Origin of the sequence: Sphingomonas sp. CFBP 8765, assembly GCF_014841445.1 — a bacterium.
GTDB lineage: Bacteria > Pseudomonadota > Alphaproteobacteria > Sphingomonadales > Sphingomonadaceae > Sphingomonas > Sphingomonas aerolata.
Genome location: NZ_JACYTY010000001.1, coordinates 64,488 through 80,315, shown reverse-complemented (window position 1 = coordinate 80,315; position 15,828 = coordinate 64,488). Strand labels below are relative to the sequence as shown.

General features: G+C 65.0%; 10 protein-coding genes and 1 pseudogene. 5 read left to right on the top strand and 6 right to left on the bottom strand.

Translation table 11 applies throughout. The features are described from left to right. Positions 1-20 precede the first annotated feature (20 nt). Entirely contained in the window at positions 21-2,591 is a 2,571-nt protein-coding gene (locus IFT87_RS00355; RefSeq protein WP_197975083.1) for a TonB-dependent receptor domain-containing protein, read from the top strand. A gap of 45 nt (positions 2,592-2,636) precedes the next feature. Here the strand turns inward: IFT87_RS00355 and IFT87_RS00350 are convergent, their stop codons facing one another. From IFT87_RS00350 to IFT87_RS20235, 3 genes and pseudogenes are all read right to left on the bottom strand, one after another. Then, on the bottom strand, positions 2,637-4,460 hold the full coding sequence (locus IFT87_RS00350; RefSeq protein ID WP_192007151.1) for a diguanylate cyclase: 1,824 nt from the start codon (positions 4,458-4,460) through the stop codon (positions 2,637-2,639). Between the two features lie 68 nt (positions 4,461-4,528). Then, positions 4,529-6,502 (bottom strand): alpha-L-fucosidase, encoded by a 1,974-nt coding sequence (locus tag IFT87_RS00345; RefSeq protein ID WP_192007149.1) that lies wholly within the window; start codon positions 6,500-6,502, stop codon positions 4,529-4,531. Position 6,503: 1 nt separating this feature from the next. Beyond that, positions 6,504-6,998: pseudogene (locus tag IFT87_RS20235) on the bottom strand (glycoside hydrolase family 125 protein); the annotation flags it as partial. A gap of 434 nt (positions 6,999-7,432) precedes the next feature. Here IFT87_RS20235 and IFT87_RS00335 point away from each other — a divergent pair. Then, positions 7,433-8,641, top strand: a complete 1,209-nt coding sequence (locus IFT87_RS00335) for an ROK family transcriptional regulator (RefSeq protein WP_037531182.1) — start codon at positions 7,433-7,435, stop codon at positions 8,639-8,641. A gap of 62 nt (positions 8,642-8,703) precedes the next feature. Here the strand turns inward: IFT87_RS00335 and IFT87_RS00330 are convergent, their stop codons facing one another. Continuing rightward, positions 8,704-9,696 carry a cellulase family glycosylhydrolase gene (locus IFT87_RS00330; RefSeq protein WP_031440167.1) on the bottom strand — a complete coding sequence of 331 codons (993 nt, stop codon included), beginning with the start codon at positions 9,694-9,696 and terminating at the stop codon, positions 8,704-8,706. A gap of 600 nt (positions 9,697-10,296) precedes the next feature. Here IFT87_RS00330 and IFT87_RS00325 point away from each other — a divergent pair. From IFT87_RS00325 to IFT87_RS00315, 3 genes are all read left to right on the top strand, one after another. Then, on the top strand, positions 10,297-11,391 hold the full coding sequence (locus IFT87_RS00325) for an acyltransferase family protein (protein ID WP_152555432.1): 1,095 nt from the start codon (positions 10,297-10,299) through the stop codon (positions 11,389-11,391). Between the two features lie 98 nt (positions 11,392-11,489). Next, entirely contained in the window at positions 11,490-12,800 is a 1,311-nt protein-coding gene (locus IFT87_RS00320) for a hypothetical protein (RefSeq protein WP_192007148.1), read from the top strand. A gap of 102 nt (positions 12,801-12,902) precedes the next feature. Next, a complete protein-coding gene (locus IFT87_RS00315) occupies positions 12,903-13,595 on the top strand; it encodes a hypothetical protein (RefSeq protein WP_152555433.1) in 693 nt (230 codons plus the stop codon). Positions 13,596-14,060: 465 nt separating this feature from the next. Here the strand turns inward: IFT87_RS00315 and IFT87_RS00305 are convergent, their stop codons facing one another. Together IFT87_RS00305 and IFT87_RS00300 are read right to left on the bottom strand one after the other, a co-directional pair. Continuing rightward, entirely contained in the window at positions 14,061-15,212 is a 1,152-nt protein-coding gene (locus IFT87_RS00305) for an acyltransferase family protein (RefSeq protein ID WP_192007145.1), read from the bottom strand. Positions 15,213-15,457: 245 nt separating this feature from the next. Next, positions 15,458-15,610: a hypothetical protein gene (locus IFT87_RS00300; RefSeq protein ID WP_157840552.1), complete on the bottom strand. Its 153-nt coding sequence runs from the start codon at positions 15,608-15,610 to the stop codon at positions 15,458-15,460. Between the last annotated feature and the right edge of the window lie 218 nt (positions 15,611-15,828).

The following is a 15,828-nucleotide window of genomic DNA, read 5'->3' as shown; positions in this document are numbered from 1 at the left end:
GCCATCCTGATCCGCCGTTCGTGAGGGTTCACGCGCCGGTCCGCCTGTACCCGTCGATGCTCGTCTGCCTCGGGGGCGGCGTGGTGTGTCCCACGGCCGGATCGACGCAGGCGATCCCCGTGCCGGCATCGGCGTCGGGCGACGACATCGTCATCACGGGCCAGCGGAGCGCGGGCAGCGCGGTCGGGGCGATCGATCCGACCGCGACCCTCGATCAGGCCGGGATCCAGTCGCTGGGTGCGACCGATCTCAAGACGCTGCTGGAGCGCCTGAAGCCACTGACGACGTCGGCGAGCGGCGGCGATCCGGTCTATCTGCTCAACGGTCGACGCATGTCGAGCATGAACGAACTCTACAGCCTGCCGCAGGAGGCGATGGAGAAGATCGAGGTCCTGCCCGAGTCCGAGGCCGCACGTTTCGGGTTTCCGGCCACCGTTCGGGTGATGAACTTCATCACCAAGAAGCGGTTTCGCGCGGTCACCTACCAGCAGGCCACGGGTGTCACGACCGAAGGCGGGGGCGAGACAAGCTACGCCGAGGTGACCGCCGCGCGGATCGACGGGCCGCGCCGCGCGACGCTGACGCTGTCGCATCTTCGCCTCAACCCGATCCTGCAGAGCGAACGCGCGATCCTGCCCGATCCGGACACGCTCTATGCGCTTGGCGGCACCGTCACGGGAATAGGCGGGGCCAGTATCGATCCCGCGCTCGATGCGCTCGTCGGGGCCCCGGTCACGATCGCCGCCGTGCCGGACGACCCGGCGGGGCGCGACACTCTGGCGGGCTATGCCGCCGGCGCCGGCGCACCCGCGGTCACCGATATCGGGCGTTATCGCTCGCTCCAGCAGCGCAGCGACAGGATTTCGGTCGACGGAACGCTCGCGGCGCCGATCGGGCGGACGATGAGCGGATCGCTCAACCTGTCGATGGAAGCGCAGCGTAACATCGGCGTGAACGGTCTGACGCCCGCGCTGCTGAGTGTGCCGGGAGGACGCGGCGCGCTGCCCTTTGCGGACGATGTCCTGCTTTATCGCTACCTGCCCGATGCGGTGCTCCGGCAGCGGAGCACCAGCCTGACGCTGCATGGATCGGGCATGGTCCAAGGCAGTATCCGGCGCTGGGGGTGGAACGTCACGACCAGCTATGACCGGGTGCAGGGGGTGGCGCGGTCCGAACGCGGCGTGCCGATCGACGATCTGCAGGCCGCGATCGATGCGGGGGGCGATCCGTTGGCGCGCGTAAGTCCCGAGGCGGCGGCGCTTCGGCTGGCCGATCGCAGCCGGACCGTTACCGGCACATTGCTGACAAAGGCGGTCGCGAACGGCCCGCTGGTCCGGTTGCCGGCCGGCGACGCGCAGATCACGCTCTCGGGGGATTATGCCCGGTCGAGCAGTTCGGGCAGCCTGCCGGGCCTGCGCGACACGACGCTCGATCTGACGCGCACCACGGGTGGGGCCAGCGTCAACGCGGATCTGCCGATCGCCTCTGCCAATCAGGACGTTCTCGCGTTTCTCGGACAGCTGTCGGTCAACGGCATGATCGGCGTCTCGGACGTGTCCGATTACGGCCGGCTGCTCAGTTCGAACTACGGCCTGACATGGTCGCCGGTGCGGCCGGTCCAGCTGATCGCCTCGGTCAATGCCGCGCAGACCCCGCCGGCGATCGCGCTGCTGACCAACCCGACGGTGACCACCCCGAACACGCCGTTTTTCGATTTCACCACCGGCACCAGCGTGCTCGTCACGACGATCGCCGGCGGGAATCCCGCGCTCGACCCGGAACGCCGGCGGCTCGTCACGCTGGGTGTCGCCGTGTCGCCGATCAAGGCCCGCGATCTGCGGCTCACGCTCAATTATCTCCAGACGCGCATCGACAATCAGACCGCGACGCTGGGCAGCGCCACCCAGGCCTTCCAGACCGCGTTTGCCGGGGCGTTTCAGCGTGATGCAACAGGACAGCTCGTCAGCGCCGACCTGCGGCCGGTCAACATCGCCCGCGAACGCGAAACGAAGATGCAGGCGACGATCAGCCTGTCGACGCCGATCGGGCGTGCGCCTGCGCCGCTGACGCCGCCCGTCGGCATCGCCGCGAAGGATGTGCCACCGCCGGCGCCACCCCGGCCCCGGCCGCACCTCAACATGTCGATGACCACGACGTGGCGGCTCGACGATCGCCTGTCGTTGCGGAGCGGGGGGCCGGCACTCGATCTCCTCGATGGCGACACGCTGACCGGCACCGGCGGACGACCGCGCTGGGAAACCGAGCTGAACCTCAGCGGATCGCTCGGGGCTGCGAGCATCGGCGTGTACGGCCGTCTTCAGGGGCCGACCCGGATCCGCAGCGACCTGGCGGCGTCGGATCTGCGCTTTTCAGGTCGGACCTGGCTGGTGCCCTATAGCTCGCTCAAGGTCGACCAGATCGTCAAACGTCCCTGGGCAAGCAACATGACGCTGCAGCTGACGGTCGAAAACCTGCTCAACGACCGTATCGCGGTTCGCGATCGGCTCGGGCGGACGCCGAACCGGTTCCAGGCGGCGTATATCGATCCGGTCGGCCGGTCCGTCAGGCTGGGCCTGCGCAAGCTCTTCTGACACCGCCCGGTACGGCGGAGGATATCGATCTCCGGAGCGCCCTGATCAGGCCGCGAGCGCGCTGATCGTCGCGCGGTTGCGGCCGTCGCGCTTGGATTGATACAGCGCCATGTCCGCCGCCTGGATCAGCGTCGCGCCCTCCCGGTCCATGATGTCCGTCCAGGTCGCGATGCCGAACGACATGCTGGTCGATCCCAGCGCGCGGTTCCCGTGGCGGACGGCGATCTCGGCGATCGCCTGCCGGACGATATCGACACGCTTGGCCAGCGCCTCGGCGGTCGTGCCCGGTGCGATGATGGTGAACTCCTCGCCGCCGAAGCGACAGACGACATCGCCGTCGCGGAACCGGCTGCGCATCTCGGCCGCGACCTGCTGGAGCACCGCGTCCCCCGCGTCGTGACCGAACTCGTCGTTGAACCGCTTGAAGTGATCGACGTCGCACATGACCAGGCTGAGCGGATTGCCCGACCGCGAGGCGCGGGCGATCTCCAGCTTGAGCGCCTCCTCCATGTATCGGCGGTTGAATAGGCTGGTCAGAGGATCCCGGATCGTCTGTTCGCGCAGCGACCGCTGCAGGCGGTGGTTCACCAGCGCCGAGGCGATGTTCTCGGTCAGCACGTTCATCCGGAAGCGGTTCTCGGCCTCGATCCGGCCGCGCAGATAGAGCACGCCGATGACTTCGCCGCCCGCGAGCAGTGGCTCGCAGTGATAGACCTCGTCCTCGTCGACATGCGCGCAGACGATGTCGCGGCGCGGATCCACGACCGAATGGCTCTGACCACGGCGCAGTGCCCAGCACCGCTCCGGCGCGAAGCCATCGTCCGGCACGACGATGTCCCCCCAGCTGGCGACCGGGACCAGGCAGTTGCGCGAGTTGTTGTGCGCGTACAGCGCGCCGGGAATGTCGGGCAGGACCTGCGGTACGAACACCCGGATGATCTGGGCCAGCTCGTCGTCGGTGCGTGCGGCCTGCATGCGATGCGCCATGCCGCCGAGCAGCTCGATCACGTCGCCGCGTTCGCGCAGCGTCTTGGTATTGCGTTCGAGCTCGGCGTTGACGACCTGCAGCTGGCGCTCGCTCGCGCCCTGATCGGAAACCGCGCCCTCCAGCCGGTCGGCCATCGCATTATAGCCGATCGCGAGGCGGTTGAATTCGCGCGATCCCATCGCGGTATCGATCCGCGTCTGCTCGTCCCCGCTGCCGAGCGCGGTCATCGCGCGCAACATGGTTTCCAGCGGGCGGCGGATACCTTGCACCAGCAAGGTAAAGCCGCCGATGACGATCAGCGCGACGGCGATCGCGCCGAAGATCGCAAGCCGCTTGCCGCGGCGCAGGCGCTGCGCCGCCGCATCCTGCCGCGTGGTCTGCAACGCGCGTTCCTCTTCGAGAAACGCCTCCCCGCGCACGCTGATCGCATCCATCAGGTCGCGACCACGGCCGCTGGCGATGATCGTGACCGCTCCCGCAAAATTGCCCCGGCGGGCAAGGTCGAGCGGCTGGCGCAGAAAGGCGGACCGCTCCTTCATCAGCAATGCCATTTCGCGCGCACGGGCATGCTGGCGCGGGTTGTCGCGGGTCTGGCCCGCAACCCGCGCGATGGTCCGGGCGGCGCTGTCCAGGCGTTTGGCGAAGGACCGGGCATAGGCCGGATCCCGCGTGATGACGAACCCGCGCTGGCCCGATTCGGCCTCGCGCAGATCGTTCAGCGCCGCCTCGGTCGTTTCGATGACCTGCGCGGAATGGGCGGCCCATTGGAAGCTCTGGCTGGCTTGGTACGAGGCGTCGGCGAGCAGCCCGGCCAGCGACCCCAGTGCCAGGACCACGATGAGGCCGATCGCGACGATCCGCGCAGTGAGCGATATGAACATTGCGCTATGTTAAACAACAAAGACTTAGCTTTTGGTTACTTGCCATCACACGCCGCGCCGCGACCGGTCTACTGCGTCAGCACCCCGAGCTCTGCGATGGCCAGCCGCGTCTCGCCCTTGGCGGTCCGGGTGAAGGCGATCTCGATGTAGCGGCCACGGTGCGGCCGCGCGAAGGCGAGGCGTTGCGGCGCCTGGTTGGCGGCGATGTTCGAGAACTCGCCCTGCTCCTGCGGCGCGTCGGCCAGCCCCGGGTCGTCGCCGATGCGTACGCGCCAGGCGGCGGGGTCGCCGGCCCCCTGCGGCGCGTGCCAGCCGGGCTTCAGCACGAACCCGCGCAGTTCGACGCTACGCCCAAGATCGATCGTCACCGAACACGGCTTGCCGTCCGCACCGGTCAGCGGCGCGACCCAGTCGGTGCGGTTCTTCTCGTCGATCAGCAGCTCGGCCAGCGGCGCGCTGGCCCGCAAGATCTTCCAGTCGCTCTTGCGGATGTCGAAGTTGCGACGCCCCACGCTGCTGACCGCACCCTTGGCCGCGTGGATGCTGATCGCCTGGACGATCCCCGCATCGCGCATCGTAAACGGCGCCGTGTAGCGCGGCGATGCGATCGTCGGCACGCTGCCGTCGGTGGTGTAGGCGATCGCCAGCCCGGGGGAATCGCTGGTCAGCGTGACCACGCCCTCGCGGTCGCGAACGATGTGCGGCGGATCGAGCAGCACGGGCGCGAGATACACGCCGAATTCGGTGATCGCCGGCGCCGCGGCGGCTGCGGTGATCCGCAGCCTGACCCGCCGCGCGGTGATCGGCGCGTCGAGCCGGATCAGCCGCTGCGATCCGATGCCCTGCTTGCTGGCGATTTCGGTCCAGCCGGTCGGGCCCTGAGCGTCGATCGCGAACCGGTCGACGCGCAGCCCGAGCGGCAGATGCTCCGCCAGCCTGACGACATCGAACAGCCTTGGCTGTTTCAGGTCGAGCGTCAGCGTCGGGACCTGCGCCCGATCGGCGCTGACCCAGAAGCTTTCGGGATTGCCGTCGAGCACATGCGATGCGTCATGCCCGGCGCGCACGCTGCTCGCAGAGGCGATCGCACCCTTGCTCAGGTCGGTGGCGTACATCGCGCGCATCGCCGTGCCGAACGCGGTCAGGTTCGCGACATCCTCGTCGGTCACCAGCCCGCGCGTATCCGGGGCCAGGTTGAGCAACAGCCCGGCGCTGCGCCCGACCGTCTCGAAATAGATCTTCATCAGATTGGCGGGGCTGCGGCTCTGCCCGTCCTCATAGGCGTGCCAGAACCAGCCATAGCGGGTCGAGACATCCGCCTCGGCCGGCCACCAGATCGCGCCGCCGCGAACGCCGGCATTGCCCTTTTCCTCGGTGAAGCCCTTGTCGTCCATCGTCGCCCAGCACGGGTCGCCGGCCTCGCCCTCCTCGTTGCCGACCCAGCGCAGGTCCGCGCCGACCGGATCGAAGGTGCAGGCCATCGGCTGCAGCGCGTGGACGAAGGCGATGATCGACGGCCAGTCATAATAGGGGACCGCGTCGATCTTCCGCACTTCGCGCGCACCGCCATAATAGCCGTCGCCGCCGTTCGCGCCGTCGAAGAACACCTCGTAGATCGGCCCGTATTGCGTCAGCAGCTCGCGCAGCTGGTTGCGGAAGAAGGTGATGTATTCGGGCCGGCCATAGTCCGGATGGTTGCGATCCCAGGGCGACAGGTAGATCCCGAACTTCAGCCCCTGCCGCCGGCATGCGGCGGCCAGTTCGCCGACGATATCGCCCTTGCCGTTCTTGTAGGGGCTGCTCGCGATGCTGTGTTTCGTGAACTTGCTCGGCCACAGGCAGAAGCCGTCGTGGTGCTTGGCGGTGACGATCAGGCCGCGCAGGTTCGCCGCCTTTGCCGCGGCGACGATCTGGTCGGCATCGAACTGCTTGGGGTCGAAGATCGCGGGATCCTCGTCGCCATAGCCCCATTCGCGGTCGGTGAAGGTAGGCGAGCCGCATCGGATAGCAGAGCGAATCGAGCTCCCATTTGCGTTCGGCAACGCCCGCGCGCATCTCGGTCAGGTCGTCGATCGCGCCCAGGTTCGACTTGGCCTGCGGATCCGCCATGAAGGCATTGGCGTAGGAATCGATCAGGATGCACCGCGCCTGGCGCTGGATGACGCCGTGGAACAGGCGGCGCAGCGCCGGGTCGCGGCGGCAGAGATGGACATAGGTCTGCATCTGCGCCGAGCTGTCGCGCAGCCACATCGCCTCGATATCGCCGGTAATGACGAACCCGTCCGGCTTGCCGTCGACGATCCCCAACCGGACCGTCGTGTCGAGCGTGTTGGGATAACAGGTCTCGAACAGATGGCGCAGCGCGGGATCCGCGATCCTCGCCTTCACCCGCACGATCTCCTGCTCAACCGCCGGACTGACGAAGCGACGCTGATCGCGCGGCGGCCGGGCGCCGCCAGCGACGGGCGCCGACGCCGCGAAGCCGAACGCGGGCGTCGCCGCTGCCGCGCACAGCGCCGCAGCGCCGGCCTTCAGCATGTCGCGGCGAAGTAGTGCAGCAGATGACACCCCGATCATGCGGCCGACATCTCCGCACCCGCAAGTCCGGGAAGAACATTGCTCCGTACACGCTTCACTAATCGCCCGGTGTCCTTGCAGGCGATGCCTCGTGATGCTGCCAATGCGCCTCTCCAATACACGTCCGGGGCCGGCGTCATCGTCGGGATTGCCGGAAAGATACTGTCGAACCATTGAACGGCGGCGCGACATGATGTGCTGGGGTCAAGGCTAGGGGCCGACGTACCGGGGCGCAAGCAGATTAAGAAATTTAATTTTCTTTCACGCGGTCGGTTTTCCATGCGGTTGCAGCGGGGTGGCGCGTGATAGGGCCCGGGCGGATCGATGAGCCCGGCCGGGCCCATCGACTTTTCTTTCGCCGGACGTGTAAGAATACGTCGGAGGGGCATATCACGATGGACAAACCGATACGGGAAGCGCGCGGTGCGCGCCTCGCAGTGTCGTTGTCGGGCACGAACCTGGCGCGTGCGAGCGACTATAATCAGCGCGTGGTTCTGCAGGCCATCCGGCTCAGCCCGGAGACCAGCCGTGTCGAGCTGAGCCGGACGACCGGGCTGACCGCGCCGACGATCGCCAACATCACGCGCCGGCTGATCGACGCCGGTCTGGTGAAAGAGGTCGGCCGCCTTCAGGGCCCGCGTGGGCAGCCCGCGATCCAGCTGACGATCGAGCCGCTGGGCTGCGTCGCGATCGGCCTCAACATCGATCGCGATCACCTGACGCTGGTCGCGCTCGATCTCGCGGGTCAGGTGCGCAGCCGGATCGCGCAGGATATCGCCTTTGCGATGCCCGAGGACGTCGTCGCGTTCGCCGCGCACAACCTCGAATCGCTGCTCGCGGAGGCCGGGGTCGGACGCGACCGCGTGATCGGCGTCGGGGTCGCGGTACCCAATGATCTGGGCGTCATCACGCTGCCGGGGCGGCCGTCGGATTATGATCGCTGGGCGGGCCTCTCGATCCCCGCGCTGCTCGCCCCGGTCATGCCCTGGCCGACCGTGATCGAGAACGATGCGGCGGCGGCGGCGATCGGCGAGGCGCAGGCGGGGGCGGGGTCACCGCTGGCGAGCTTCTTCTATATCCTGATCAATTCCGGGCTTGGTGGCGGGTTGATGATCGACCGCCATTTCGTCGAGGGCGCGAACAAGCGCAGCGCCGAACTGGGATTGCTGCCCGACGCGACCAACCCGGCGCCGGGCGCGGTCGTGCAGGACATCGTCTCGATCTCGGCGCTGCTGCAGATGCTGAAGGACGCCGGCCTCGATGTCGAAAGCCAGAAGGACATCCGGCCCGCCGATCCGCAGACCGACCGCGTGCTCGAACGCTGGGTCGATCTCGCCGCCAAGGCGCTGATCGCACCGCTGATCAACATCACCTGCCTGATCGATCCCGACGCCATCGTCATCGGCGGCCGGCTCGACACCGCGCTGCTCGACCGCCTGATCGCCCGCCTCGCCGGCGCGTTGGCGGTCACCGTACAGCCCCCGATGACCACGATCATCCGCGGCGCCCTCGCCGCCGACGCACCGGTCATCGGCGCCGCGCTGCTGCCCTTCCTCGACAAGCTGCTCCCCTCCGACGCCATCCTGATGCAGGTCGGCCGGTAGGGGCGTGAAGAGCCGGAATACGGCCCTTCACGCCGCGCCTGCGAGGGAGGGGCCCTCGCGGCTTACTGTCCCGCGATCATCTTCGTGTAGGCCGCCACCGGCACCGATTCCCGCGTGCCCTTGGTCGGTTCGATCTTGAAGAAATAGGATTCCGTCCACGCGCGACCGCCGCCCCAGGCCATCGCATCGAGCCAGACGTCACTGTCGGTCTTGATCGACTTGACGACGTTCGCCGCGATCGCGGTGCAGGATGCGGGCAGCCCCTTGGAGCTTCCCAGTGCATATTCGCCCAGGATCGCCCGATATCCCCGCTTCCGGGCAGCCGCAGCGAAGATCTTCAGTCCGCCGTCGCCCGCCGGTTCGCTGACGCACTCCGCATTGGTACCGCTGGAGCCGGTGTCGAAATAGCGATGCGGCGACAGGATGATGCGGTTCAGCGGGTCGATGAGGCCGCCCGAGCGATCGATCGCGCACGCAGCGCTCTCGCAGTCCCGGCTGGCCGGTTCGTTCTTGTCGAACCGGAATGACGCGGACCATTGTGGCCACTCGACGAGGATGCGGTGCTTGAACCCCGCCTTGCGAATGCCTGCGACGATCTGGTTGGTATCGCGAACCCATTGCATCCAGTCGTTCGTCACCACGGGATCGGTGAAGAAGCGCGGCTCGTTCATCAGGTCGATCATGACCATTTCGGAATTGTCGAGCTTGCGCAGGATCGGCAGCCAGAATGCGATCTGCTCCGCCGGCGTCGGCCATTTATAGTCATGGCGGTCGAGGATCACGGGCACGTTGCGCGCGCTGGCCGCCTTGACGACGTCGACCACCCGCTGGAGGACGACGGGGTCATTCATCTGGCTGCCGTTGAACGGCAGGCGGATGCTGCGAAACCCGGCCTTGTCGACGTACCAGGCGACGTCGGCCACGGTCGGGCACAGGGCGCCGTTCGCGACGAACGAACATCCCGCGAGATTGACGCCGAACCGCGGCGCGGCCTCGGCGGCCGTGGCGAAGGACAGCAGGGCCGTGGCAGCGGCGATGACACGAGGAAGAATCATCTTACTTCACCTACGAGGTTTGGATGGAATGCCGTGCTCTCGATGTGAAGCACAGTGCGATCCCTCAAATAGCCAGTTTGTGTTAAATTTTTCTTCCGCAACAAGACGTTGCCGTGGAATAATTATCGAGAGCGTCACAATTACTGACAGAGCTCGAGAGATGCCGTCGACTCGTGTGACACAGGTGGCGCGTGTCCGGCATGAACATGGCCGAGATCATCGCTAAAGTGAATCGTCCGGTAACCAGATGCTTCGATGCGACGACACGCCTGTCCGCCGCGGTCAGTGCCATTCCGGGTCGCGCCGACGCCGGGAATCCCGTGGAAGTCAGCGCCATTCTATGCCAGAAGCCCGCTCACGACACCGGATGGGGACCAGCGTGCGGTCAGATATGCCCTCTATCTATCTGATAACGCGGTTTTAAGCCCGTCGACATGGCGCTGAACCGCCGACGTGGTTCGACGAGCACCCTATGACTCTGAGGTTGTACCCCGTCAGATGCCCAATTCTGAGCGTATAATAGTTGAATATCCTGTCCTGCAGCACCGGTCGCGTGCCGCAGGGCTAGTAAACCTGTTTAAACTGTAAGGCGGACAATCAGTGACCTCCGTACCAAAATCCGGGATGCACCTGTCGTCCTTGCAATATCTGCGCGGTGTCGCTGCACTGGCCGTCGTCTATTTCCACGCGGTCGTACAAGTCGAGCAGGTGGCGAATATTCGCGAACTTCCGCTGTCCGGATCCTTCGGCGTCGACATATTCTTCGTCCTGAGCGGGTTCGTCATGTGGTGGACGACCAGGGACCGCAAGGTCGGCATTGGCGACTTCCTGGTCAAGCGCCTGATCCGGATCGCGCCGCTTTACTGGGTCCTGACGATATTTGCCGCGATGGTCGCGCTGTTCTTCGGCGATCTGTTGCGGTCGACCAAGTTCGACCTCCCGCATCTCGGCTTCTCGCTCCTGTTTCTCCCCTATTGGAACCCGGCCGTTGCCGCGACCAATGCGGAGGTCCTGACACCGGTCATCGTTCCAGGCTGGACGCTCAATACCGAGATGATGTTCTACGCGGTGTTTGCGTGCGCGCTGGCCGTCAGGCAGTCGCTCAGGCCCCTGTTCGTCGCCGTGCTGCTGGCGCTCGTGTACGTGTCGGCCAAGACGTGGCTCTCCGGGACGACCGCGGCCTTCTACGGTACGGACCGCCTCGCCGAATTTCTCGCGGGGATTGTTCTGGCGTGTACGATCCGCCGTCTTCCGCGCCTGTCGCCCGGCATCTGGGCGGTGGCAGGGCTTGGCGCGTTCGCCATGCTGTTCTGGATGGATCTCGAAAGGCCTTCCGTCTCGCAATTCATTGTCCTCGGCATACCCGCGGTCATTCTGCTGTGCGCGGCGCTCCAGATCGAGATCTCGGGCCATTTGCCCGACCTGCCGAAACTGTCCCTGCTCGGCGACGCGTCCTACAGCATCTATCTCAGCCATATCTTCGTGATCGCGGGCACCCGCGTCGCGGCCCATGTCGTCGGTCTCGATCTGGGCATGGCGAACGGTGCCGTCTTCGTTATCCTCGCGCTCGTCGTCAGCAGCGTCGCCGGGATCGTCGTCCACCGGACCATCGAACTCCCGCTGCTCAAGGGCATGAACAGGCTGCTGCGCGGTGGCCGCAAGCCGCCCGCCGCCGCCGAACTGGGCACATCCTGAGCCGGGATTTAGGGCTGGCCATCGACGCGCAGCCGTAGAATGTTCCTCGAGCGGCGCGTCGGCCTCGATTATCCGCACCAACCGCAAACGGTGACACCATGAAGACTTCACAACCTATCACCGGGGTCAGGGCGCGGCCCAAGACGGCGGCGCCACCCGGCGGCAAGGCGCTGATCAGCGATCAAAGGTTCGGGATCCTCGCGGTCACGCTCGTCGTCTCCGCGAGCCTGTACAATGCGATGCTCGCGATCATCAGCGCGCATGTGAAGGGCCTCACGTCCGCGGCGCCGATCGCGATGGAGGGGCTGCTGCTCGGCGGCGCGATGGGGCTGGCGCTGTTCAAGCGCCGTCCAGACGGCGAAGACGCTCCGGCGATCGGCTTGCTCTACCTGTTTGCGCTCCTTGCGGTGTTCACGTCGCTCGCGAGCGATGCGGTGTTCCCCGATGCCTTTCGCAACGTCGCGATCATCGCGTCCTTCTTCCTGCTCGGCCGTCGGTGCAGCTTTCCCCAGGTGCATCTCGCCTTTGCGCTGCTCACGATCATCACGCTGACGGTGCTGATCTTCGAGATCGCCTTCCCGACCGCCTATGTGTCGGTGTTCCAGCCGGGCAATTACTATGCGGCAACGCGCGGCATGGAGGTGAGCGAGTTCAACGAGACCGGCCTGTTCAACAATGCGGCGGGGTTCGAATCGCGCTTTTCCTTTGGCGTGTTTTCGGGCGCGCGGACCTCGTCGGTGTTCCTGGAGCAGGTTTCGAACGCGAACTTCGCCGGAATCCTCTGCGTCTTCCTCGTCGCCACATGGGGGCGGCTGAGCGTCGCCATCCGGACGACGATGGTGGCGACGATCCTGCTGATCCTGCTCTCGAACAACACGCGGACGTCATCGGCGCTGGCGGTGGTGACGATGATGGGATATTTCATATTTCCCCATCTGTCGCGGTGGTTCACCCTCCTAATTGCACCGGTCCTGGTCCTGCTGGCGTTTCTCGTCGTCGGTGACAATGTTGAGCATACCGACGATCTGATCGGCCGACTGGGCATCACCACCGAGGCGCTGCGTAAGCTCGACATTCCGACCATATTCGGTGCGAATGCGATGAAGGCGCGGCATCTGATGGATACCGGCTTCGGCTATGTCACCGCGTCGAGTTCGATCTTCGGGCTGATCGCGATCTGGCTGTTCTTCTCGCTCGGCCAGCGCGCGACGGACACCGCCTCGAAGCGCTGCGCCTGGGCGACCGCGGTCTATCTCTTCGCCAACATGATGATCGGCGGCACCGCGATCTTCTCGATGAAGGTCGCCGCCCCCTTGTGGATGCTGGTCGGCTATATGGCGGCCATCGCGCCCAAGCCCCAGCCGTCCCGATCGAATGGCCCTGCGCCACGAGGAACGGTCGCGGCCTGAAGCAGGACCCGGCCTGCCATCCGGGGAGTATTGGCGTCGGTGTGCTATGTCGGGACCGATTGGCTGCATAAAACCTAATTCAATCTGATACGTAGCTTTGCCATGGCAAGCAGCGAATCTCCCTCAACGGCAACCCGGTCTGCGGAAGCACTCCCCGACGATCCTCCCCTGCAACCGCCGGCCATCGAGCCGGCCGATCGAGAATATCTGGTCGCCGCGAGCACGATTCCGGGTTCGCACTACGGCGCGAGGATCGGGAGCAACGCGGCGCTCTGGGCGCTCGCGAACCAGCGTCAGGACATCGACAAGCGTTTGTCGGTCCTCACGGCCCGTAACCAACGAAGCATCCGTACGGCACGATATTCGGCGATCGCCGCGGTCGTTCTGGGGATCATGAGCACGGTTGGCGCAGCCTATTACACCCGCCAGGCAGATCCCCGCCCGGCTCTGGTCAAGGCTCCCGTCGCCCAAACCCCAAAAGCCCCCATCGCACCGCCTGTCAGACCGCAGACAGCCGCCATCTCGACCGCAGTTCCCGCTGACGGTGGCAACACTCCCGTGGCGCAGAAGGCCAATGCCGCACTGAGCCAGGCTCGAGCGTCAATGCTCAAAAAGGCACGGAGGCTTTCACCCGCGAGACGTAAGGCGCGGCCTGCGCGCGCGCGGTCGTCAAGGTGGATTGCACAGCCGCTGCACGGTGCAGCGCTTCGGCGGGCGTTGATCGCCGATCGCAAGCGGACCCGGGAACTCAATCAAGCCCAGCTGAGAAAATTGACACGCCGACGTCGCGACTGATCGCGAGCCGTTGCCCTCCATGGCGGAGACATCCTCCGCCGTGAGAAGCATGGCACGCTGGCGTCTGCGCCTGTTGTCGCCACGCTGCTCGATACCTTAGAGGATGATCTCCACCAGGCTGATTGGGCGCGCATCGCGGCAGCGGTCGACGCGGTCGATGAGGCGCGACTGCAGTGGTCGATCCCGCTCCCCATGGACCTTGAAAACATGCGGCCCCTCGATATCCAGACCATAGATCTGATCTATGGCTGTGGACGGCATACGGAGGTCAACCTCGAAGCCTACCGGGGGACCGAGGCTGACCCGGTTCTTCCGTTGCGGTGAGTGCGGCAAGCGGCCGAAGACCGCGCCGCCGGGGTGGCTGCACCGCGACGCGGCAAGGTCGTCGACAGTCCGGTCACTGGACCTGACCGAAGAGCGCTACCTGCCTGGGGACGAGGCGCTGCTGCAATATTAGCCCTTCTGCTATTCTGCACCATTCACGGCAGTTGCAGGTGCGCTTCTTGAAGGCCGCGTTCGCGCCATTGCCGGACCAGCAACTAGGTGCTGAGATAAGCGCAACACCGGCTTTTCGACAGCCATGTAGAATAGCGAACCGACGACGATGGCGGCCAATATCGCAATCGACGATGCCCCATAGACGGCGAGCGGTTCCAACCCGTGCTCTACGAAGATGGGCATGCGACGAGTGAACATATAGATCACGAGTATGTGCGTCAGGTAGATAGCGTATGAGGCATTTCCGATGAAGAGCAGCGCCGAGGGCCACCGGATGTTATCGCTTAGAGACAGAAACCCGACGAACAGCAGGGTCGCTGGGATGCCGTAGGTGAACACCCGGTATTGCAGGGGAATGTCAGCATATACTCCGACGAGCATGCCCATCATGCCAGCAGCGATCCACACGATCGGCAAACGCACCTTCTGATTTGTCTCCCTAAACCTGAAGCCGATGAGCGCACCGACGACGAACTCGAAAACGATAGGCTCGGCTAAGAATACGTGCATTACCTTATTGGTGCTAAAGACACCCAAAAGATATAGAGCGCCGATTAAAATGGAAAGCTTCAGTATGGCGTGCTTGCGGCCACTTGCGATTACGAGAGTAAAGCAGGCGTAGAACATCATCTCATAACATAGCGTCCACCCCGGCCCGATAATTGGCTGCAGGTTGCCTGATATGTCGAATGAGGGGATGAAAAAGATCGTCAATAGGCGTGGCATAGCGAGCTCCGGGCCGAAGCCAGACCTCGCAGCGATCAGGGCGCACGCCACCAAGGTGACCAATGCATATGGGGGCCAGACGCGCACGATCCGGTCGATCATGAAGTCAGCAGGCGAATTCCGGCCTAGGAAAAATTTCTGAGAAATGAATGCCATCAGAAAGCCGCTGATGACGAAGAAGACGTCTACGCCGGCAGCCCCGGCTTGGATAATCCAGCTTTGCGGTGCGTAAGCGCCCGGGGGCGCGTCATGCAGCGTCGTGGCGCGGAACGCATGATGCGCAACCACCGCGAGAGCCGCAAACGCCCGCAGGGCTTGTATTGCATCGATCTGGCCCGGTTTCCTTGCAGTGTCCTGCCTAAATTCTGTTCCGATGCCGCTGCTCGATGTCACTATACGCCCCCCGGCCTTTTCTTTGTTCTCCGGCCCATACGGTTCGATGGAGCATGATCGCAAAATAATTCTTACCTTAGGTTTCCCATTTTAGATCATGCGCGGCTATTAACATCGGGCATAACGCGAGCGCGTCTGCTGAATAGTGCCGTTCAAATTGATTGGAATGGCCCAAGCGTTTTCAGGGAACATGCGCAGGGCCGCCCCATGTAAAGCGCCCGGCTCTTTCGAACCGGGCACCTTGGTCACATCGCGTCATAATAGCCCGCGTACCGCTTCGTCAGGGAGGTGTTGAACGTGCCGCCATTGGCATCAGCGCCCTTTGCGCGATCGCGGCCGTAAGCGGTGCGGCCCTTGGCGTAGCGCTTCTTGTATGCGCGGTTTTCCCGGTCACCCATGGTGCGTTCTCTTGGTAAGAATGTCCAAGTCGACCATGGTTAGGCCCGCAAAGCATTCGGGTCCTAGGATCCCTATAAGCCTCCCGATGCGCTCTTCACGGCGCCGACCTCGAGCTATGATGAGCGGCTGACGGGGCGCTAATCGTCCACCATAAAGGCAGGTGATGCCCATGTCGGGCGTACCGAGTTTCGCCAGTCCGGCCCCCGCCTGATGGCAT

What these genes read in the sequence shown, in the direction of transcription:
- IFT87_RS00350 (WP_192007151.1), bottom strand. Translation starts at nt 4,460, where the DNA reads ATGTTCATATCGCTCACTGCGCGGATCGTCGCGATCGGCCTCATCGTG.
- IFT87_RS00335 (WP_037531182.1), top strand. Translation starts at nt 7,433, where the DNA reads ATGGACAAACCGATACGGGAAGCGCGCGGTGCGCGCCTCGCAGTGTCG.
- IFT87_RS00330 (WP_031440167.1), bottom strand. Translation starts at nt 9,696, where the DNA reads ATGATTCTTCCTCGTGTCATCGCCGCTGCCACGGCCCTGCTGTCCTTC.
- IFT87_RS00320 (WP_192007148.1), top strand. Translation starts at nt 11,490, where the DNA reads ATGAAGACTTCACAACCTATCACCGGGGTCAGGGCGCGGCCCAAGACG.
- IFT87_RS00300 (WP_157840552.1), bottom strand. Translation starts at nt 15,610, where the DNA reads ATGGGTGACCGGGAAAACCGCGCATACAAGAAGCGCTACGCCAAGGGC.
- IFT87_RS00315 (WP_152555433.1), top strand. Translation starts at nt 12,903, where the DNA reads ATGGCAAGCAGCGAATCTCCCTCAACGGCAACCCGGTCTGCGGAAGCA.